23 protein-coding genes and 5 tRNA genes are annotated in these 20,903 nt (G+C 39.2%); 7 read left to right on the top strand and 21 right to left on the bottom strand.

Annotated elements, in window-relative coordinates; translation table 11 throughout:
• Window positions 1-19: 19 nt before the first annotated feature.
• From rplJ to FKG96_RS08990, 14 genes are all read right to left on the bottom strand, one after another.
• Window positions 20-538: a 50S ribosomal protein L10 gene (gene rplJ, locus FKG96_RS09055; protein WP_013665679.1), complete on the bottom strand. Its 519-nt coding sequence runs from the start codon at window positions 536-538 to the stop codon at window positions 20-22.
• Window positions 539-540: 2 nt separating this feature from the next.
• Window positions 541-1,239 carry a 50S ribosomal protein L1 gene (gene rplA, locus FKG96_RS09050; RefSeq protein WP_013665678.1) on the bottom strand — a complete coding sequence of 233 codons (699 nt, stop codon included), beginning with the start codon at window positions 1,237-1,239 and terminating at the stop codon, window positions 541-543.
• Between the two features lie 23 nt (window positions 1,240-1,262).
• Window positions 1,263-1,706, bottom strand: coding sequence for a 50S ribosomal protein L11 (gene rplK, locus FKG96_RS09045; protein WP_013665677.1), 444 nt, complete (start codon window positions 1,704-1,706; stop codon window positions 1,263-1,265).
• A gap of 229 nt (window positions 1,707-1,935) precedes the next feature.
• On the bottom strand, window positions 1,936-2,481 hold the full coding sequence (gene nusG / locus FKG96_RS09040) for a transcription termination/antitermination protein NusG (protein ID WP_013665676.1): 546 nt from the start codon (window positions 2,479-2,481) through the stop codon (window positions 1,936-1,938).
• A 19-nt stretch (window positions 2,482-2,500) separates the two neighbouring features.
• The gene (gene secE / locus FKG96_RS09035) at window positions 2,501-2,695 is read right to left on the bottom strand and encodes a preprotein translocase subunit SecE (RefSeq protein ID WP_013665675.1); all 195 of its coding nucleotides are present in this window, start codon (window positions 2,693-2,695) and stop codon (window positions 2,501-2,503) included.
• An 84-nt stretch (window positions 2,696-2,779) separates the two neighbouring features.
• Window positions 2,780-2,850 (bottom strand) — tRNA-Trp (locus FKG96_RS09030).
• 53 nt (window positions 2,851-2,903) lie between these two features.
• A complete protein-coding gene (tuf, locus tag FKG96_RS09025; RefSeq protein WP_013665674.1) occupies window positions 2,904-4,091 on the bottom strand; it encodes an elongation factor Tu in 1,188 nt (395 codons plus the stop codon).
• 58 nt (window positions 4,092-4,149) lie between these two features.
• Window positions 4,150-4,221: transfer RNA gene (locus FKG96_RS09020), tRNA-Thr, on the bottom strand.
• A gap of 55 nt (window positions 4,222-4,276) precedes the next feature.
• A tRNA-Gly gene (locus tag FKG96_RS09015) sits at window positions 4,277-4,349 on the bottom strand.
• A 94-nt stretch (window positions 4,350-4,443) separates the two neighbouring features.
• Window positions 4,444-4,527, bottom strand: a tRNA-Tyr gene (locus FKG96_RS09010).
• A gap of 7 nt (window positions 4,528-4,534) precedes the next feature.
• Window positions 4,535-4,607: transfer RNA gene (locus FKG96_RS09005), tRNA-Thr, on the bottom strand.
• Window positions 4,608-4,897: 290 nt separating this feature from the next.
• Entirely contained in the window at window positions 4,898-5,248 is a 351-nt protein-coding gene (gene hpf / locus FKG96_RS09000) for a ribosome hibernation-promoting factor, HPF/YfiA family (RefSeq protein ID WP_013665673.1), read from the bottom strand.
• 13 nt (window positions 5,249-5,261) lie between these two features.
• On the bottom strand, window positions 5,262-6,143 hold the full coding sequence (locus FKG96_RS08995) for a tyrosine-type recombinase/integrase (protein ID WP_013665672.1): 882 nt from the start codon (window positions 6,141-6,143) through the stop codon (window positions 5,262-5,264).
• A 121-nt stretch (window positions 6,144-6,264) separates the two neighbouring features.
• Complete coding sequence (locus FKG96_RS08990) at window positions 6,265-6,969, bottom strand: S24 family peptidase (RefSeq protein ID WP_130856888.1); 705 nt, start codon at window positions 6,967-6,969, stop codon at window positions 6,265-6,267.
• Between the two features lie 106 nt (window positions 6,970-7,075).
• Here FKG96_RS08990 and FKG96_RS08985 point away from each other — a divergent pair, with 106 nt between their 5' ends.
• Window positions 7,076-8,155 carry a hypothetical protein gene (locus FKG96_RS08985; protein ID WP_130856887.1) on the top strand — a complete coding sequence of 360 codons (1,080 nt, stop codon included), beginning with the start codon at window positions 7,076-7,078 and terminating at the stop codon, window positions 8,153-8,155.
• Between the two features lie 59 nt (window positions 8,156-8,214).
• Here the strand turns inward: FKG96_RS08985 and rpsU are convergent, their stop codons facing one another.
• The 5 genes from rpsU to FKG96_RS27075 form a co-directional block, all read right to left on the bottom strand.
• On the bottom strand, window positions 8,215-8,406 hold the full coding sequence (rpsU, locus tag FKG96_RS08980; protein ID WP_013665669.1) for a 30S ribosomal protein S21: 192 nt from the start codon (window positions 8,404-8,406) through the stop codon (window positions 8,215-8,217).
• Between the two features lie 149 nt (window positions 8,407-8,555).
• On the bottom strand, window positions 8,556-9,665 hold the full coding sequence (locus FKG96_RS08975; RefSeq protein ID WP_130856886.1) for a DUF6588 family protein: 1,110 nt from the start codon (window positions 9,663-9,665) through the stop codon (window positions 8,556-8,558).
• A 28-nt stretch (window positions 9,666-9,693) separates the two neighbouring features.
• Window positions 9,694-10,446, bottom strand: coding sequence for a hypothetical protein (locus FKG96_RS08970; RefSeq protein ID WP_130856885.1), 753 nt, complete (start codon window positions 10,444-10,446; stop codon window positions 9,694-9,696).
• Window positions 10,447-10,590: 144 nt separating this feature from the next.
• Window positions 10,591-11,157, bottom strand: a complete 567-nt coding sequence (locus FKG96_RS27080; protein ID WP_256377673.1) for an MFS transporter — start codon at window positions 11,155-11,157, stop codon at window positions 10,591-10,593.
• Window positions 11,158-11,192: 35 nt separating this feature from the next.
• Window positions 11,193-11,882, bottom strand: a complete 690-nt coding sequence (locus FKG96_RS27075; protein WP_256377658.1) for an MFS transporter — start codon at window positions 11,880-11,882, stop codon at window positions 11,193-11,195.
• 107 nt (window positions 11,883-11,989) lie between these two features.
• On the opposite strand from FKG96_RS27075, the gene FKG96_RS08960 reads away from it, so the two are divergent.
• Window positions 11,990-12,724 (top strand): DUF2490 domain-containing protein, encoded by a 735-nt coding sequence (locus tag FKG96_RS08960; protein ID WP_130856883.1) that lies wholly within the window; start codon window positions 11,990-11,992, stop codon window positions 12,722-12,724.
• A gap of 16 nt (window positions 12,725-12,740) precedes the next feature.
• On the opposite strand, the gene FKG96_RS08955 is transcribed toward FKG96_RS08960, so the two are convergent.
• A complete protein-coding gene (locus FKG96_RS08955) occupies window positions 12,741-14,885 on the bottom strand; it encodes a glucoamylase family protein (protein WP_130856882.1) in 2,145 nt (714 codons plus the stop codon).
• Window positions 14,886-15,149: 264 nt separating this feature from the next.
• Between FKG96_RS08955 and FKG96_RS08950 the strand changes: the two genes are divergently transcribed.
• Genes FKG96_RS08950 through FKG96_RS08935 form a run of 4 tightly spaced genes read left to right on the top strand, consistent with a single transcriptional unit; the run spans window position 15,150 to window position 19,363 of the window.
• Window positions 15,150-16,061, top strand: a complete 912-nt coding sequence (locus tag FKG96_RS08950) for a LiaF domain-containing protein (protein WP_165447018.1) — start codon at window positions 15,150-15,152, stop codon at window positions 16,059-16,061.
• A 26-nt stretch (window positions 16,062-16,087) separates the two neighbouring features.
• Complete coding sequence (locus FKG96_RS08945; protein ID WP_130856880.1) at window positions 16,088-17,128, top strand: sensor histidine kinase; 1,041 nt, start codon at window positions 16,088-16,090, stop codon at window positions 17,126-17,128.
• Entirely contained in the window at window positions 17,125-17,871 is a 747-nt protein-coding gene (locus FKG96_RS08940; protein WP_013665661.1) for a LytTR family DNA-binding domain-containing protein, read from the top strand. Before FKG96_RS08945 ends, FKG96_RS08940 begins: the two co-directional genes overlap by 4 nt.
• Window positions 17,872-17,893: 22 nt before the next feature.
• Window positions 17,894-19,363, top strand: a complete 1,470-nt coding sequence (locus tag FKG96_RS08935; protein ID WP_130856879.1) for a serine hydrolase — start codon at window positions 17,894-17,896, stop codon at window positions 19,361-19,363.
• A gap of 48 nt (window positions 19,364-19,411) precedes the next feature.
• Here FKG96_RS08935 and purN read toward each other — a convergent pair whose 3' ends face one another.
• Window positions 19,412-20,005 (bottom strand): phosphoribosylglycinamide formyltransferase, encoded by a 594-nt coding sequence (purN, locus tag FKG96_RS08930; protein ID WP_130856878.1) that lies wholly within the window; start codon window positions 20,003-20,005, stop codon window positions 19,412-19,414.
• A 306-nt stretch (window positions 20,006-20,311) separates the two neighbouring features.
• On the opposite strand from purN, the gene FKG96_RS08925 reads away from it, so the two are divergent.
• Window positions 20,312-20,824: a peroxiredoxin gene (locus FKG96_RS08925; RefSeq protein WP_013665658.1), complete on the top strand. Its 513-nt coding sequence runs from the start codon at window positions 20,312-20,314 to the stop codon at window positions 20,822-20,824.
• Window positions 20,825-20,903 lie beyond the last annotated feature (79 nt).

Genomic DNA, 20,903 nt, shown 5'->3' with positions numbered 1-20,903 from the left:
AACGGTTTTAATGGTTCCGTTAACCTCTTTCCTGTAAAGTTTTCACCAAACCTGCGATTGTACTTCCACCCGACTTAAGAGCAGAAACAACATTCTTAGCAGGTGATTGAAGCAATCCAATGATATCGCCGATAAGCTCTTCTTTCGATTTCAGAGCAACTAACGAATCTAATTGGGCATCTCCAACAAATACCGAAGCATCAATATAAGCTCCCTTCAAGATCGGCTTATCACCCTCTTTACGGAGTTCTTTGATCAATTTCGCAGGAGCATTACCTGTTTCAGAGAAAAGGATAGTAGAAGCACCTTTTAGCACCCCTTTTAGTTCTTCTGAATCAACTCCGGCTGCTTCTAAAGCTTTAACGATCAATGAATTCTTAGCTACTTGAATTTTGATACCTCTTTCAAAGCATTTGCGACGGATATTGTTAACTTTTGCAACAGTCAAATCAGCAGTATCAGTAATATAGAAATTACCGTAAGATTTGATCTGATCAGTTAAAGCTTGAACAATTTCTTGTTTTTCTTCTTTTCTCATGATTAAATCCCCGCTACTGATTTAGTTTCCACTTGAATACCCGGACTCATTGTTGAAGAGAGGTGGATACTCTTAAAATATGTTCCTTTCGCTGCAGACGGCTTCAATTTTGAAATTGTTTGGATTACTTCCAACGCATTATCATAAATCTTGTCTGCATCAAATGACACTTTACCAACTGAAGCATGAATGATACCGGTCTTGTCAACCTTGAAATCAATCTTACCGCCTTTTACTTCAGTAACTGCTTTACCCACATCTTGGGTAACCGTTCCTGACTTAGGGTTAGGCATTAGGTTTCTAGGGCCTAAAATACGACCCAATCTACCTACTTTAGCCATCACGCTAGGCATGGTAATAATGATATCAACATCGGTCCATCCACCCTCAATTTTGCTGATATACTCATCTAAACCTACATAATCCGCACCCGCTGCTTTAGCTTCTTCCTCCTTATCCGGAGTACACAAAACTAAAACACGTACGGTCTTACCGGTTCCATGAGGCAAGGTAGCTATACCACGAACCATCTGATTTGCTTTACGTGGATCTACGCCCAAACGAACATCGATATCCACGGACGCATCAAACTTGGTAGTGGTAATCTCCTTTACAAGTGCTGCTGCCTCCTGCAAAGTATACGCTTTACCAGCTTCAATTTTGGATAGTGCCGCCTTTTGATTTTTTGTTAATCTAGCCACTTTCTTAAACTGATTTCTGTTAATTAATTGTTCCAGGGTGCATCACCACTTACAGTGATACCCATACTACGTGCTGTACCAGCCACCATTTTCATGGCCGACTCTACTGTAAAAGCGTTTAAGTCGCTCATTTTATCTTTGGCGATAGCTTCAACTTGTTCCCAAGTAACTTTACCTACCTTTTTACGGTTAGGTTCGCCCGAGCCTCCCTTTATGCCTGCTACTTCAATAAGTTGAACAGCAACCGGTGGAGTCTTGATGATAAAATCGAAAGACTTGTCAGCATACACAGTAATTACAACCGGTAATACTTTGCCTGGCTTGTCTTGGGTACGTGCATTGAACTGCTTGCAAAATTCCATGATGTTCACCCCTTTTGCACCTAAAGCAGGTCCCACAGGGGGTGATGGATTAGCTGCGCCACCCTTCACCTGTAATTTCACTAACGCACTGACTTCTTTTGCCATTTTTCGATTTAATTTAAATTACTAAATGTTTGTTAGTAAGTTGGAAGCAATATAACGTAACATTTGTTTTTTTCTCACTCAAGTGGACTAAATTACGAGAAGCCCTTACACTTTTTTAGAGTGCGCAAAAATACAACAAAATTCAGAGAATAACAAAATATTTTTTTGTAAAATCTGAACTTTGTTGTATTAAGGCGAAAAATATTCGTTGGGATCGAGTAATAGAAGATTACTCCTTTTCAACTTGCATATAATTTAGTTCCAGCGGTGTCTTTCTACCAAAGACTTTCACCATCACCTTCAACTTCTTCTTCTCTTCGTTCACCTCTTCTATCTCTCCGGAGAAACCATTAAATGGTCCATCCGTTACTTTAACAGACTCTCCCACATAGTAAGGAACATTCATCATCTCGCCCTGCTCACTCATTTCATCTACTGTTCCCAGTATGCGGTTAACCTCAGCTTGTCTCAGCGGAATGGCATTACCAGCTTTGTCACCTAAAAATCCGATGACACTATTGATATTCTTTATAACATGCTCCAATTCTCCATCTAAAGCTGCTTCGAGTAAAACATATCCCGGATAATAATTTCTTTCTTTGGCGATCTTCTTTCCCTCGCGCATCTGAAAATATTTCTCCATCGGGATTAAAACCTGAGGAACCAAATGATTTATTCCTAAGCGATTAATCTCAGCCTCAATATATTGCTTTACTTTCTTCTCTTTACCGCTTACCGCGCGTACAACATACCATTTCAATTGCTGATCTGCCATTCTATAATCCTCCTTGATTTTAGGCCGTCGTACCGTAAAAAAGTTTCAATATTGCACTTGATGATTGATCCATTGCTAGTACAATCAGTGCTATGATGATTGACGCAACAAGCACCACCACCGCTGAATTCTGCAACTCCGACCATGTTGGCCAAGACACCTTCTGAGTCATCTCATGATAGGAGTCTTTTATAAAATCAAGTACATTTGCCATTGTATGATAGAGATATGTTCTTTAGACTTTAGCTAACGGTTCACTGTTAACATTTTTACGCCAACGAAACCGACTGTTATTTAGCACGGGCACAAGGATTCGAACCCTGATCAAAGGTTTTGGAGACCTCTATTCTACCATTGAACTATGCCCGTAAAACGATTAGCTAATTGGCTTTTCACCAATTAGCTAATGCCTATATGCTTAATTAAGCGATAATTTCAGTTACCTGACCAGCACCTACTGTTCTACCACCTTCGCGGATAGCAAAACGTAGACCTTTTTCCATAGCAATTGCGTTAATCAATTTTACGTTGATTGTAACGTTATCACCAGGCATAACCATTTCCACACCTTCTTGAAGCGTAATTTCTCCAGTAACGTCTGTTGTACGGAAATAGAACTGAGGACGGTATTTGTTAAAGAATGGCGTGTGACGTCCACCTTCTGCTTTTGACAATACGTAAACCTCTGCCTTGAATTCAGTGTGAGGAGTTACACTACCTGGTTTACAGATAACCATACCACGACGGATATCAGTTTTTTCAATACCACGTAATAATAAACCTACGTTATCACCAGCCTCACCGTAGTCAAGGATTTTACGGAACATTTCCACCCCTGTTACAGTAGATTTCAAGTTTTCAGCACCCATACCTAAGATCTCAACTGGATCACCGGTATTGATTACACCACGCTCGATACGTCCTGTTGCAACGGTACCACGACCTGTGATTGAGAACACATCCTCGATAGGCATCAAGAAAGGTAAGTCTGTCAAACGTGGAGGAATAGGAATGTAGTTATCAACTGCATCCATTAACTCCATGATTTTGTCTACCCACTGAGCTTCACCGTTCAATGCACCTAATGCAGAACCTTTGATTACGGGGATATCATCACCTGGATATTCATAGAATGACAATAGTTCACGAACTTCCATCTCTACCAAATCCAACAACTCAGGGTCATCAACTAAGTCAGTTTTATTCATAAATACTACAAGAGCAGGTACACCTACCTGACGAGCTAATAGAATGTGCTCGCGAGTTTGAGGCATAGGACCGTCAGTTGCAGCAACAACGATGATCGCACCGTCCATTTGTGCAGCACCTGTAACCATGTTCTTTACATAGTCAGCGTGACCTGGACAGTCAACGTGAGCATAGTGACGGCTTGCAGTTTGATACTCTACGTGAGCGGTGTTGATTGTAATACCACGCTCTTTTTCTTCAGGAGCCGAGTCAATTGAATCAAATGAACGAGCTTCTGACAAACCTTTATCTGCCAAAACTTTAGTAATAGCAGCAGTTGTAGTGGTTTTACCGTGGTCAACGTGACCGATTGTACCAATATTTAAGTGTGGTTTACTGCGGTCAAATTTCTCTTTTGCCATTTTTTATGCGTATTAGTAAGTTAATTTTTATTTTGGTTCTTTTTTATTTACACTTACGAGCCAATGATGGGACTTGAACCCATGACCTCTTCCTTACCAAGGAAGTGCTCTACCGCTGAGCTACATCGGCTTGTTTGAACAACAAAAAGCTAAAGCCGATACCGGTTTTAACTCTTTGATTCAAGAGCGGAAGACGGGTCTCGAACCCGCAACCTATAGCTTGGAAGGCTATCGCTCTACCAATTGAGCTACTTCCGCTTATTTATGATGATTTTATCGGATGTATGTCATTACAACATCTATTTTATCAGAAAATCCGATCGATGAGTACAAACACCAAACAACATCTAAATGGTGGGGGGAGAAGGATTCGAACCTTCGAAGCCGAAGCAACGGATTTACAGTCCGTCCCATTTGACCGCTCTGGAATCCCCCCAACTTAGAGCCCCCTGCCGGGATCGAACCAGCGACCTACTGATTACAAGTCAGTTGCTCTACCAGCTGAGCTAAGGAGGCAATACTATTAAGAACTTTCTACCCTTTTTGGAACCCTCTTTTCTTGATCTGACCCCCTGTGTTCCCTTTGGGACTGCAAAGATAGACAAGAAAGTATTAATTCAAAAAAAAAGTGAAAATATTTATGCTAAAAAAATGCCCGCCTGACCAAATAGCTTAATTATCAGGGAAATATTTTTCCAAATTTTTCCGCTTTCAGACAACTTCCCTTCGCTACAGTTGTAATGAACGAAAAAAATCCCTCAAGGACTTTCTCCTTAAGGGATTCTTCCAATAAAAATTGAATACGACTAGCCGAGCTCTTCTTCCTGCACTTCAGCCAGCACTTCTTTATGATGTGTCACTTTAGTTCTTGTCTTTGTTTTGTGTTTATTTATTTGCCTACGCAATGACTCTATCGCCAAATCCGTCGCTTCTTCAAAGCTTTTGGCCTGCCCTTTAGCAAAAAGCTGATTCCCTGGGATATTTAACTTAAACTCCGTAATTTTATTAGCTTCGTCTTCCACGTTTTCCAGCTTCAGATAACATTCACCTGCTATGATCTGATCAAAAAACTGATCCAGCTTGTCTACACGACGTTGAATAAAGTCTACCAATTTTCTGTCTGCTTTAAATTGAATAGATTGCGTGGTAATGTTCATAAATCCTCCTTTTTTAAGCTTTGGGATGAGCTTGTTTGTAAATAGATTTCAATCGTTCCACAGAATTGTGCGTATATACCTGTGTTGCGACTAGATTTGCATGACCTAATAACTCTTTAATAGCATTTAAATCTGCCCCTTTATTTAATAACGCTGTTGCGAAGCTATGCCTTAGCACATGGGGGCTCTTTTTTTGCTGAGAGGTTATCAGTGACAAATAACGAATTACTACTTGATAAATAAGCTTTGGATAAGCTTGTTTACCTTTTATAGTAACGACTAAAGTTAAGGAATTGTTATCTAAATTTTCAATTTTTTTTAATTTTAAATATTGTTCGATTAAAAGTTTTAAATGAGGCAGCATAGGCACTATCCTTTCTTTATTTCGCTTGCCTAAAATGCGGATCGTCTGATTATAATAGTCGATATCTTTCTCCTGTAATTGTATCAATTCAGTCAAACGCATCCCGGTTCCAAAAAGCAATTCGATAATGAGCCGATCCCGTTGTCCTTCAAAATTGTCCTGAAAGATATGATCGTGATCCAGTAACTGGTTCAATTTATCTTCTTGGATAACGACAGGTAACTTTTTCGGCTTTTTTAAGGCTTTAACCAATAAGGTAGGATTTGCTCCGTAAAGACTTTCCCTTTGTAAGAATTTATAATAGGTACGTAATGAGGATAATATCCTATTAATGGAAGACGCCTCTAGGCCGCTGTCCATCAGTATCGATAAATAGTACCGCAATTGCTTGTGCCCCACTTCCTCAAATGATATCTGTTCGGCAACCCAAAACTGCAGATAACTACGGACATCTTTTTCATAGGCCTTTAGCGTATGTTCGGAATAATGTTTCTCAAACCGCAGAAAGGACATAAATCGTTCTACATACATATCTTCTTTTTTTGGTGTTGACTTGTTTCTACCAATATTTCATCCGAAACGGACACCCTACTTTAAAACTGCTTATACCGCTTTGCATTTCAGTTCTTAAATATCGTAAAAACAGATCATATTATAGCTGTTTCCTAGCCACTTTACCTTTTACAATGAAAAGTTTGACAATGGCTTTCTTATCAACAATGGTGTCTCCTGCATATTCCGGATTGGCCGCTCGCAATACGAGCTTAGTATGATCTGAGTGCGGAAACAGCAATTTTACGGTAACCAATTTATTGGCTTGCTCATTGGTAACAACCAGATAGGCTTCCCCCCAAAGGATCACTTCCAAGTTTGACACTTCCTTAACGATGATTATATCCCCGCCGGTAAATTTCGGGTTCATGCTATCACCGTATATTGGTAGATAGGCTGTACAATCATTAAAAGGACGAAAATTGACATAAAATTCGGGCACTTCCTGAAAAACATCCGCTCCGTTAAATACCATATCGGGCTGAATATTATAAAAAGGTACTTCTCTCTCTAACGATTCATTTGCCGAGCGAACTTCTTTCCCTCCTTGTCTATGCTTATAGGGTATATTTGATAAAAATGGCGCGCCCTCTTTCTTTTCAAGCCACTTCAAACTTATATTATGATAGTCAATAATATCTTTTGCTAACCGTTTTCCTACAACCCTACCACCGTTTTCAATCGACGAAAAATTATTGACATGTTTGGCAATTCCACCATAAAACTGCTCTAAAGTCATCTTTTTTAACAATCGTGCCTCTTTAAATAAAGGCCCTAATTCCGCTCTATCTAAGTGATCTATCATAATATCAAAAAATATTTTTTATAACATAAAAATATACTATATTTGAATACCTCTAAGGTACGCAATTATGAATAACCATCAATACAATTTTTTTAAACTTTAATTTATGGAAAATCTTCACGAAGCAATCCGAACAAGCAACTTTCGTTACCTAACGGAAGATGCTATCCAAACTCCCTTATCTTTTATCGAAAACTTCTGCTATTTTGAAACAGAGGTGGAAACTTTCAGGAAAGACATCCTTTTTTTTCTTCATGCCGCTACAACAAGAAAATCAGATTTCAACGGAAAGTTTTATGTCAATTCTGAAGACTATGCTTATAACTGTCGACAACTAATTTCAGTCATTGAGGTGCTATGGGTACTGTATCATCAACCTATACCTCAGCTAAGAATTCCGGACACCCATCCCCTTTACCAAAAATCATCTTGGGCAACAGACCGTATCGATATTGAAAAAAGAATAAATAGCGGCGCTGCACATTTCAGGAAGCTGGAAAATCGGGAAATAAACGATATCGGATTTTTTTTGGAAGAATTCTTTTTATATCGTAACCTCAATGAGTGGCGAGAAATTTTGGATGACCTGCTAACGTATGCTTATACCAACGAAAGTATCTTCGATGGTACCGAATTATTGTATGAATCTGTTGCGATTTACGAATACCTGGAAAAAGCAGTCGAAGCAATTTTCTTAATTGCAGATCTAAACTTTAAATACAACAAATCAACCGATGATATCCAAACAAAAGGTGATCAGGAAACAAACCTAAACCCTACTGCGCAAATCAACGGAATCACTTTACCCAACCCAATTCAAGAAGTACCGTCTTTAGATGACGACACCTTCACCAATAACCTGATACAATATCTCGAAAAATTTTGGAGTCATCTGGAAGAGAGCAATGGAAATCATTCATATGGGCCCGTCATGTTTACAGAAACACTTGAAAAGGAACTCCTGTCCTATTTTGAATCTTTTCATCCTAAATTTCTTAGCCGAAATTTCCGGAGAATTTATATGGGATATCTCGAGCATTTATTTGCAAATGGCACTCCCTGGTATTACCATGAACTACGAGCTTTCACCGCTCATATGGACACATTTTTTGAACTTCTGGAATTGGCAGACCAAGAAACCGCACACTGGCCTCAGGAAGATCGTATAGGATGGGATGAAAACTAAACAAAAAAGCCGTTCACAGAACCTTGTTGTGAACGGCCTATATAATTGACATCTACTTTCTAAACCGTATCTTGGTTCAATGATTGTTTGTAGATCGCTTTTTTAATTTGAGTACGGCGGGTAACAGATTTTTTTTCGTATGCTTGGCGCGCACGAAGCTCTCTTAACACTCCAGTTTTTTCAAATTTTTTCTTAAAACGCTTCAAGGCTTTATCTAACGATTCGCCATCTTTTACATTTACGATAATCATGCTCTTTATACCCCCTTTCTATTGTCAAAATTTGGGACAACAAAGGTAAACATTAATCCGTTAAATTAAAAGCGATTTTCAACATTCTTTCACTTTTAATTCCTCTCCTATTTATATTAGATGGCAATGCAGTAAAAACAGCTTATTTCTTAGTCTCCTTTTAGTAGGGTGGCCCTCAACGCTAAAGACGCAATATGTGTATTGGCATAGGTATATTGAACCTCTGCTTTAACAAAACCGCTCCCTAGCAAAAGGCCAAAGCCACCCGCTGCTACGGTTTCATTAATACTCGATTTAAATAGGTCTCTATATTCATAGCCTGTTTCTTCCACCACATCCCGGACATACGCATCATTTATTTTCAGTTTGAAAACACCATTAGTTCCCAAATCACTTGTTTGATGAACGACTCCCCCATGTCCATAAATCTCTACAAAAGAGTTTACTCGATAGTTAAAAAAAGCTAAAGCCTGTTGTGTTTTAGTGTGATGTGATAACTCCAAGGAAGTGCCCGCTGTACTAAAATAGTCATTATTAAAGGTTAAAAAACGTTCTCCGTTCGGTGTAAAACTCGTCTTGTTTCGCATATATGAAAGCAGTAAGTTAACGGTAAAGTTAGGATCTTCATCGTCAGTAAACCATTGAGAAATATTATGTCGGATAGCCCCGCCCCATGCAGATACATCCACTTTACCCTCATTTAATCCTATCGCAAACGGCATTACTCTCAAAGACAATTCGGTACTTTTTCCGAGCCCCACACTCAGTTGCGGCATAACGAAGGGAGTGACTCCTACGCCGGTGCCGATCCCATCAATCATATTGAAATTTGCGCTCAGATAATCACCCGTAACTGGATTAACTAATCTATTGTTTGTGGCAGGGTCTAATAGAAAAACACTGATAGCACCTCCTTTGGCATCTGTGAACATACCAGGGGTTAAAGGGGCAGCGATTATGTTTGCGCTTTGATATAATTGATCCATGCGAATATAACGATTCCCGTCATTGATAGGAATAATAGCGGTGGATCCTACTAAACTAAAAGACAAATGACCTGCCTGCTTCGGTATAGCCCCGCCTTGCCAGCCCTGATTGAGGGAAAAACCAAAATTAGAAGAAAATAAATTGGTATACGCTGCAAAATAACTGTTACCAAAACGTTCAATATCTCGCACCTGCATTTCATAGTCTTGCAACGTTTGGGCTTGCACCACATTGCTAATCAGTAGAACGAGTAAAAGCCAGCTACACTTCATTAGCCTAGGAATATAGGACACCCTTAATTTAATCATGATTGGAAGGAATGAGAGTAGCATATCCTATTTGAGAGCTACCATTCGTTAAACTTATGTTGAGAGAATCGTAGTCTGATTCAAGAACTTGAAAAGTTAGCTGCTCTTTTAATGCATCCGATACAGCAGGAACCGTAATTCTCAATTCTTTTTGATTTGACCCTTCTAGCGAATAGGTGGCAAACACTTCTGATTTCTCTCCGAAAAGCTCTTCAAAGACGCCACACACACCTTCTGCCACTGGAGCATCAATTTTCACTTTTGCCCCTTTTCCACCCTTATAAAATGTGAATTTTAACCCTTTTACACACTGCCATTCCGGTCTTTCTGTTACATCCAATTTATCCTCATCGTAGATACGGTCAATCAACCAAGTTTTCTCTCCGCCATTCTGATTAAGTTGTTGAAGGGCTAAATGCAGATAGACGGCCGAACTATTAATCGTATTTTTCAGCGTTGTATTGTCAGCATATGAAAAAATTGCCTTACAGCCGGCGCTTTCAATAGACTTTTGGGCCAAACGCCCCAGCTCAGCCTGATTTGACCAGCTGTTAGTTCCATCAGCATACCGAATATCGATGAAGGGAATCGAGGTTTGGTCCGTGGGTAAAACCAGTTGACTCTTCGACAGGCTATCAGGTTCAACGGCATGTTGTCCTTCCGTAAAATCGCGTTCATTGGTATATACCTTTATATAGGCTACCTCTTCAATGGTCTGCTCGGGAAAGATATAGATATAGTCCATTATGTTACAGACTTTATCGTGCTCGCAGCTTGAGAGGCAAAACAAAAGTAGTCCTAAGAATAGTGTTGTAAAAGCTTTGTTCATATTTAAACTTGTTAACATCTGAGCCAATCCTTCCTATGGAGTTGGTATTGCGCTTCTGTATCAACCATTCGGCTCATTATTTAATTGAGATCGGCGCATTGTGTCTTGCATTCCCAGATATACGAATAACGAGCAGGCAATGCATATCGTGATATACCAATAAAAGTAATTTTCGTGTCCTATATTTTTAAACCATAAGGCAATGTATTCTGCTGATCCGCCAAACACTGCAACAGTTAACGCATAAGGTAAACCAACTCCCAAGGCCCTAATTTTTGCCGGAAAGAGCTCTGCTTTGACAATAGCATTTATGCTCGTATACCCACTAACTATTATCAATGCTAGCAGTATCAACCAAAAAGCCTGCCATTTATCTTCGACATATTGTAAAGCATTCAATAAAGGCACCGTAAAAAGAGTTCCCAGCGCACCGAAAGCGAGTAACAGGGGTTTTCTTCCGATTTTATCCGATAGTAAACCGAAAATCGGTTGCAGTCCCGCGAAAATCAATAAAGCAAGAAACGTGATTAAAGTAGCATCTGCATTAACAAGCCCAACGGTATTAACAAGAAACTTTTGCATGTACGTGGAGTAAGTATAAAAAGCCAAGGTTCCCCCTAACGTCAAACCAATGACCGTCAATATCTCCTTAGGGTGCTGTATTAATAGCTGTAAAGAACCTTTTTTTCCTGTAGTAGTTCCTGTTGTTTAAAAGCTCTCGTTTCATCCAGATGCTGTCTCAAATACAGGGCCACCACCGCCAAAACTGCTCCGATAAAAAACGGTATCCGCCATCCCCACATAAACAGATCCTCTTCGCTCAGTAAAAGCTTCTGTAAAAGTAACTGGATTCCCAAGGCGATTAACTGTCCTCCAATGAGTGTTACATATTGAAAGCTCGAATAGAAACCACGCCTATCGGGTGTAGCCATCTCGGAAAGGTAAGTAGCCGATACACCATATTCTCCACCTACACTCAACCCCTGCAATAATCTTGCAATTAACAACACAATAGGAGCAATCACGCCAATCTGGTTATAGGTAGGCGAACAGGCAATAATCAATGAACCGAGAGACATTAATAAAACAGATAAAGTCATTGATTTTTTCCGACCAAACCGGTCCCCGATAAAGCCAAATACATATCCGCCTAGCGGCCTCATTAGAAATCCAACAGCAAATATAGCTGCTGTATTTAAAAGTTGCAGGGTACGGTTGTCTCCTGGAAAAAAAGAAGCAGAAAAATAAATGGTAAATGCAGAATAGGCGTACCAATCGTACCATTCAACTAAATTACCGATAGACCCTCCAATAATAGCTCTTAAACGTTTCCTTGAAATAGTACTTGACATATGCTTATAATTGATAACAGTACTTGCTTTAGCTGGCAAATTATAAATTTTATTGATTTTTTCTTATTTTAAGCCCTTCAAATCACTATATAAACACTAACCATTCGATGAAAAGAACAGCATCCAAATTCGTTAACACACTCTTTGGCTTGATGGCTATAATATGCCTTCTGATTCCCCAAACATCAATTAAAGCACAGGACAATCAATTCGGAAACTGGTACGCATGGTTTAATAATATTAAATTCAATGCCAAGTGGGGAATGAATAACGATATTCAATTTCGGGCAGGGAAGAACTGGAACGAAAACTCACTTATCTTAATCCGGCCTGGAGTGAATTATTACGTCAGCGCCAATCAAACCGCTTCAGCGGGGTATGCAACGACTCTTGTGACACACAAATTAACAGGTGATCAGCCGCGATTAACGGAACACAGAATTTGGGAGCAATATATCATCACCGGTAGGCTTCTAAATATCCCTGTTCAACATCGATTCAGACTTGAGCAACGTTTTTTAAAGCGTCCTGATGAAAGCGTTTTTACTCAGAGGGCGAGATATTTTATTAGGGGAATTATTCCTATCAATAGCCCTTTACAACAACCCTTTAATAAGGGATGGTTCCTCGCACTTCAAAACGAATTGTTCTTTAACATTCAAAATAAGGATAATGTTAACGGGAGCCTATTTGATCAAAACAGAGCCTATGCAGCTTTCGGCTATCGATTTTCACCAAAATATGATTTAGAAATAGGCTATATGAATCAATTTTCGAAAAGAAATACCCAACCAAATCTGCTAAATCATATAGCGCAGATTGCCTTCTATACACGACTATAGAAGGCTACTGTAATCATTATCGTATCTTTTCAACAAGCAATTTAATATCCGGATCCTTCATAAAAAGATTCCATATTAAACCGGTGCGTGCATTTTCCAACATAATGGGAACAATTCCTTGGTGAATAGGGTCAAAATTTCCGGAAACCCAGTTATCTTTAAAATTAAATTCATCCCTAAACCCATATTCTGTCCATAAAAAACTTCCCAAGTTTCTGTAATAATTTTTGAGCGCTTCCATAGCGATCGTGGGTGTATATGGATAAGTCGCAATGGCTGCGGAAGGATTAAAACGATTTACAAAAGCCGAATCCTTCCCAACATAAGGCCACAGTAAATTTGTTATGCTCACAAACTGTTCACCGCTGTCCAAAGCTGCCCGATAGTAAATCATTGACAAATCACATTGATTATCAAAATAATTGACCGTGCTATCAATAGGGCTCCTCGGATTGATAGCCAAAAAAGGCAGTTGCTGTTCGATCAGTGAAGTTTGTACGGATCCCGCCACCAATCGGATTCCGTAATAGGTACTGTCGATCATGAATGATTCACGATTATAAAGCTCGGGTTTTTCCCCATTTTTCCCAAAAAGTAACGTATCACTAACAGAGGTCGACAATCTACCAATAGCAGGACCAACATACTTCAGTGGCTGTTTAAATCCAAGCTTATAGGAGGCGGGAGTAATTGCGTGACTTGGTGAAGCGATTGCTAATAGATAAGCGATCAAGCTACCGTTGTACCCTCCTATTGGCGCCGACTTAGTAAATGAGCAGGCAGGAGACCAGACACTGTATAGATGATAGCCATTTCCTTCCTTCACAAATTTCGTCCAATCCACCCCGTTCCATAGAGAGGAAATAGCGTCTCTCAATTCACTCTCGTCAGCACTCTCCTTATCAAAATAATTTCGAGCAACCAGCAAACCTTGCATTAAATAAGCCGTAGACTCAATATTGGCCGCTATTTCACAAGAATCAGTCATGATAGGCTTACCGGATCTCCCGTTAAGCAATTCCGGAAAAGCGCCATGATAAGTAGTTGCCCTTCCCAAAAATTTAACGATTTTCTTTAAACGATCCAACAGTAGTTGCCGCGGAATAAATTTTCGTTCTACACCAATTACTTGAGCCAAAATGCCAATCCCCGTCCCTTTCACAGAAATACTGGCATCACTAACCAACGGAGAAATTTTATGCATGCCGCTATTGAACTCCGTTTCATTTGTGAAATAGGCGATATGCGATTTCTCAATTGAATTTAACAGGTCTTCATCTCCCGCCAATTTAGTTTCAGCTGTTTTAATTTCCGAAAAGGGTGATTCCCGATACTGATAATCAACCCAAGCGATTTTGTAATAATAAGACACATTTGTGCGCGGAACGAAGTCAGTATACTTGTTAAATGAGATTGGTCTAACGGCAACCGGGACAAAGTTTTGGTTATCTTCAGATCGGTATATTTTGATGTAGCGAATACTGGGCGTGAGGGGTAACTGCCACATAATATCAACGTGTCTTTCATGAGCCTCTACAGATGAGAGTACAGCCTTGCCGGTAAGCTTCATATCGGGGGTTTTAGTAGGCAAGAATTCAATTTGATCAATAAATAACCGATGTTCCTTGCCATCCATATTCGTTCCCTGCTTAAAAATTATACTGCTTATCGGTGCTTGGTTGTCTAAATTCCCGATGCCTTTCAAAGGAATTTCAACCGACAACCACGCATTATCCTGATAGTTCTTTATAAAAGATTGAATTTTAACCTCTTCGGAGATATTTTCACCTTGAGCGAGTTGTATATTAGGTAATTCTGTTTTCGCAGTAGCACTTGAAACAAAAATCTTAAAAATCAATAAGTCGTTGTTTTTGGGTAAATGACCATAATCGCTGCTATAGTGGATAACCGATTTCCACTCACCCTCATTTCCGGAAATATAATTCAACATAAGCGAATTTCCCGGAGTAAAAAAAACACTATCCACTACCGGTAGATGGCCATTCATGTGGTTGATCCAACTGTTACCGGCAAAGGACGACTGTGAATAGTAGTAACTCTTTGGCATCAAACTGTTTTCGAACAGCACCTCCGGATAGTTAGAGGCCTCAGCTTGAATGCTTAATAGAATAGCAAGTAAGAAAAAGTATATTTTGTTCATATTAGCGTATCTTAACAGTCAAAGATTGGAGCAAAAACCAAGCCATGGCATCTTTGACAGCTTTCAAGAATCTCTCTTCTCATTTACCGATAAAATTAGGTCTTTTACCGACAAACTGTGTGCATCCGCCAAGTTCTGATGAAACTAAAGTGAAATATTCATTTATATTTACAAAAAAAAGATAAAGTATGAACAATCTATGTTATGCAGAGAACAGCAATATACATGATTTTTCTCATACGATCATCAATAAATACTATACATATGAATAACTATAAAGCTCCTCAACATAGGTCAAACTCCGGCAGAGTGTGGGTAGGACTTATTATTATTATCATCGGTTTTTCCATGTTATCAAAAACACTTGGCTTTATATTCGATTTTCCTAACTGGCTATTCTCGTGGCCTATGTGGTTAATTGTTATCGGCTTGGTACTGGGAGCCCGAAATAACTTCAAAAAGCCCTCATCTTTTATATTGATTCTTATCGGTTGTTTCTTCCTAACAGAACGGATGTTCGATGTAAGTCTTGGTAGGTTTTTTTGGCCCGCTTTTATCATACTCCTTGGTTGTTGGCTAATTGCAGGCAGAAACAGGGGCCGCTTTTCCTCTCCCCCTCCCGTTGACCCCCAAAAGGGTCCTTACGGAGAACCATCAAAAGAAACAAGCCCTTTCTCGAATTACAGCCCACCACATCAATCTGATCTTGATTGGGATAGAAGGGTGAGCAGCGAAGCGGATATTTCAACAGAAGATGAAAATCAAGAAGGTTCGGCCCCGAAAGCCGAACCTGATGCATTTTATGAACAGGCTGAACAGTCATCGAGCAAAGTTAACGAAGATTATATCGACTCCGTTTCTATCTTCGGACAGGTAAAAAAGAATATTTATTCAAAGAATTTCAAAGGCGGAGACATCGTCAATATCATGGGAGGAGCCGATATTAATTTAATCCAAGCAGATATTCAACATCCTGTCATTTTGGAAGTCGTACAGATTTTCGGAGGTACAACCATTCTCGTTCCTGCTCACTGGAAAGTAAACCCGGAAATGACGGCTATTTTTGGAGGAGTGGAAGACAAGCGATTTATTAATAATGTAGCTGTAGATAATCGCAAGAATTTGATTATAAAAGGCACCTCAATTTTTGGCGGTATTACAATCAAAAGTATCTAATCATTATCATTTTAAGCATTTATCCAATGGCGTCAACCCCGCTCATCACGTCAAAGCAAAAGCTCATTGCAGTCAGCTGTGTATCCGTTTGGGTAGGTACGCTTATTATACAAACCGGCTTATTGCTTTGGTTTGATTTTAACGTTGAACTCACGCTCCTTGACAGTTTAATCAGCGCCACAACCATCGCAGCGGCGTGTTATATCATTGCTAATAATTTAAATTATTATCAGCCTCGCAAGGAACGTTATTTTTACATTATAATTTGGGGATTATGCTTGGCCGCGATCAGCCTAACCATCAATCGCTATGTGATGCAATATATTATAAGCGACAAATCTTATTTAGCGTTCCTTGATTTATCCCTTCCTATACGCTATTGCACCAATAGCTTGATAATCGCATGGGTAGCAATTATGCAGGTGCTTTGGAACACACTACATGATCAAAAGGAAAATGAACAGCGAAAAGCAGATGCTGAGAAACTGGCTCGCGAAGCGGAACTCTATAATCTCCGACAGCAGCTTCAACCGCATTTTCTTTTTAATAGTTTAAATTCCATCATTGCGCTTATTGGACGAAAACCCGAAGAGGCAAGAAACATGACTTTTCAATTATCTGACTTTTTGCGTGGAACTCTTCGAAAAGACGATCAACAACTTATTCCGCTGAAAGACGAGATTGAACATTTGAAACTCTATCTAGAAATAGAGAAAGTCCGCTTTGGCCATCGGCTAGATACGGATATACTTATGGAGGACTGCGAAGAATGCCTCTTACCTGCTATGATTTTACAGCCTCTCGTAGAAAATGCCATTAAATATGGTTTGTATGACACTACGGGCCAGGTAAAAATTGCCATTTGGGCAAAAAAAGATGAAAACCACTTATTGGTGGCCATTCAAAACCCTTTTGATAAAGAAAGCAGCAACCCCCATAAGGGTACTGGTTTTGGACTACGTGGTGTACAGCGGAGATTATTTTTATTGTTTGGACGCACAGATTTGTTGCAAACTCATCATACAGCGCATATCTTTACAAGCAATATAAAAATACCACAACAATGATTAAAGCTGTTTTGATAGACGATGAACCACTTGCGCGAAGCATAATAAGTGAATATTTAGCCGACTATAAGGAAGTACAAATCGTTGCAGAATGTAATGATGGGTTTGAAGGAGCAAAAGCGATTATGCAATATCAGCCAGACTTGGTTTTTTTGGATATCCAAATGCCAAAAATCAATGGTTTTGAAATGCTTGAGCTGATTGACCAGCAACCGCCTGTCATTTTTACAACAGCTTTTGATGAATACGCAATTAAAGCATTTGAAAAATATGCAATAGATTATCTGCTTAAACCAATCAGCAAGCCGCGTTTCGATCAGGCCATGAATAAATTTCTCCAGCAACGTAATTTAAAGAGCACAACTGAACAGGAGCAAACAAAAAAGATGCTGGAGACCATGAGCCCCTCCCCTTCTTTGGAACGCATTGTAGTAAAAACCGGCAGTAAAATCAACGTAATCAACACCGATAGTTTGATTTGTCTGGAAGCGGATGATGACTATGTACGCCTACATACCACAACAGGAGCCTATTTAAAGAATAAAACAATGGCTTTTTTCGAAAAAGAGCTCGATCCTAACATATTTGTAAGAATTCATCGTTCTTATATAGTACGCGTGGATAGCATTGTGCGACTTGAACCTTTTGAAAAGGAAAGCCACATCGCAATACTAAACAACAACATGAAGGTAAATGTAAGTAAATCAGGCTATTCAAGACTCAAACAGGTTTTAGACATTTAAAATATTTTCAAACTCACCATTAATGTTTCGATATTCGCTGATCGCTATTTTCTTTCTTTTTGTTTGTCATCTGTGCTCAGCCCAAGAAGAAAACAGCAGTAAAATAGTAAACAGATTCAAAAACTATTTCAACAAACATCAGGCTGACTCCATTTATCAACAGTGGAACCAGCACGCAAAGACGACCGTGTCGAAAGCCCAGCTCGACTCGCTGCTAATTAAGCAACTTTACCCACTAGGTACTATAGAAACTTCTTCATTTATAAAAAATGAGAATGACCTCGAGCATTTTAAACTCGTCTTTTCTAAAAAGACCTTGAAGCTCATTTTGCGGGTTGATTCTAATGAAAAAATAGAAACATTCCTTTTCCAACCCTTTGAGGAATCCGTCAATGAAAGAGATACAATACCATCTGTGAAAAAAGAAGATCCCATAGAGGATACAACAGGACATAGGCTAGCAGACGAATCAAAAACAATGGAAAGCACCATTGATAATTTAGTCGATTCACTTGCGCTTCAGTATACGAACGACCCCAGTACTTGTGGTCTAGCCATCGGTATTATTCATAATGGTAAAGCGGGTTACTATTATTACGGCGAAACCACACGAGGTAATAAAACACTCCCTGATCAGGAAACTTTATTTGAAATTGGATCCATCAGCAAAGCTTTTACTGCCACCCTTCTAGCAAATGCAACGTTGACAGATAGTATCCACCTAAATGATCCAATTGTTAAGTATCTCCCGGATAGTATCGCTCAAAACAAAGAACTCGAGAAGATCACCTTTCAAAATTTAGCGACCCATACATCCGGTTTACCACGCTTACCGGACAATATAGTTCCAAGCGAACCCTTAGACCCCTATAAAGATTACGATCGTAAAGCGTTATTTTCCTATCTTAAGAGTTATAGCCAAATAAACAAACCCGATTCCGTTTATGAATACAGCAATCTTGGATACGGGATTATCGGAGACTTATTGGCTTATAAAAAGAATTCTTCGTACAATGAATTAATAGAAAAAACGATCTGTGACCCATTGGAATTAGAAAACACAACCGAATTTCCGAGTGGAGATAAATTACCGAAATTTATTCCGACTTATAATAATAAGGGAGAACTGACTCCGCATTGGCATTTTTTGGCTCTGAGCGGAGCGGGATCGTTAAAATCCACAATAAGGGATTTGCTTAAATTTGCCGAAAGCAACATAAACATCCCGAATACTGTACTAGGTAAAGCCATTGCGTTGACACATAAACCGTCTTGGCTGGTTTCGGAAACTCAGGATCTCGGCTTGTCATGGCATATTAATATTGAAAACTTTCAGGAAATTTTCTGGCAAAATGGGGGAACCTTTGGAAGCAGTAGCTTTTTAGCTTTCGTTCCAGGCAAGAAAGTTGCCGTTGTGGTACTTGCAAACGCGGCAAAATCGGTAGATAGTATAGGTTTTTCTATAATAAATAACCTTATCACGAATCGCTGATTTACCCGAAACATCAGCAAGAGAAACCTTAACGGGGAAAAAGACTAATTAATCAGTTATCTTATGCCCCTCAACTCTTTTCAAGAGGTTTTCAATAACTTTAGGGAAATATTGATGCTCCAACTGTTGTCCCTTAAATTTTACCATTTCTAAATTGTCATCTTTTTCTATTTTGAAACGCGCTTGATAAATGATCTCGCCCTCATCAAAGCGTTCGTTTACATAATGGATAGTGATGCCCGACTCCTCCTCCTTATTTTCCAATACAGCCTTATGTACACGATCTCCATACATTCCCTTTCCACCGTAGGCAGGTAGTAGGGCAGGATGTATATTAATAATTTTATTCGGAAACGATTTAAGTAGATTTTCCGGAACTAACCATAAGAAACCGGCAAGAACAATTAAATCTATTTGCATCCGGTTTAACAACTCAACTATATTATCGGTATTATAGAACTCGTGACGGTCAAATACGTGAGAGGGAACTTCAAAGTTATCGGCACGTTGTAATACGTAAGCTTCGGGATTATTAGTCAATATTAAAGAAACTTCCGCGTCGTGGCTATACTTAAAATGCTCCATGATCTTTTGAGCATTAGAGCCGGAGCCGGACGCGAAAATAGCTATGCGTTTTTTCATAAAGTATTTTGTTTTTATACGATGCGCTTTACCGATCAATCTCGCCGATTCTACTTATTGCGAAGGATCGCTAAATTTTATCTAAGTATTTTGCCGCAAAGTTAATTATTATACAGCATTTATTTAGTTTTTGGTCAACATCTCAGCGTAAAATTGGTTCAACCTTCTACGGGTTTCCACCATAATACTTATTTTTACCCTTCAAATTAGTATGTATTCGTATGGGTGCAATCAATAAGTCCAACATACACCATAAGCTTTTGAATGTAAACAGACGCTGTCATTGAATTTATTATAATATTATATATGAAAAGCAATATCCATTCCTGCGCTGCTAACCTTATCGTAGCTTTCGTTTTCTGTTTCGCAAGCGCCTGCGCTCAAAAAACCAACCAGGTTCCAAAAGAAATCCCTGAGTTCACCTTCTATACTGTTGATAAGGATGCTCCTTTCACCCGTAATAATCTTGCTTCCAACGGGAAAAACATCGTTATTCTCTTTTTCGATCCCGGCTGCAGCCATTGTCAGCAAGAAGTCTTGGCGCTTGGCAAAAACTATAATAGCATAAAGAATATCAATCTCTACATGGTGGCCATGCAGGAAAAAAATTTAATCAATGCTTTTATGTCCATGTACGGAGGGCAGCTACGAAATAAAAAAAACGTGACGCTCTTGCATGACAAAAATTATGAGTTTATTGGCAGATTTAAACCGACCCAATATCCCGCAACTTTTGTTTATGGGGGTGATAAAAAACTTAAAAAATATTGGGATGGCGAAAAAAAAACAGAGGAAATCATTAAGGCACTGAACTTATAACCCCGGGATGGCAGTCCCTTCGGAAGCACTCAGAAGAGAGTCGCAACTAATCAATATAAAATGCTAACTTTGCATTTTT

The organism is Olivibacter sp. LS-1 (genome assembly GCF_008245145.1).
GTDB classification, from domain to species: Bacteria; Bacteroidota; Bacteroidia; order Sphingobacteriales; family Sphingobacteriaceae; genus Olivibacter; species Olivibacter oleidegradans.
The sequence above is the reverse complement of the archived record's forward strand: the minus strand, read 5'-3'. Positions and strand labels throughout refer to the sequence as shown.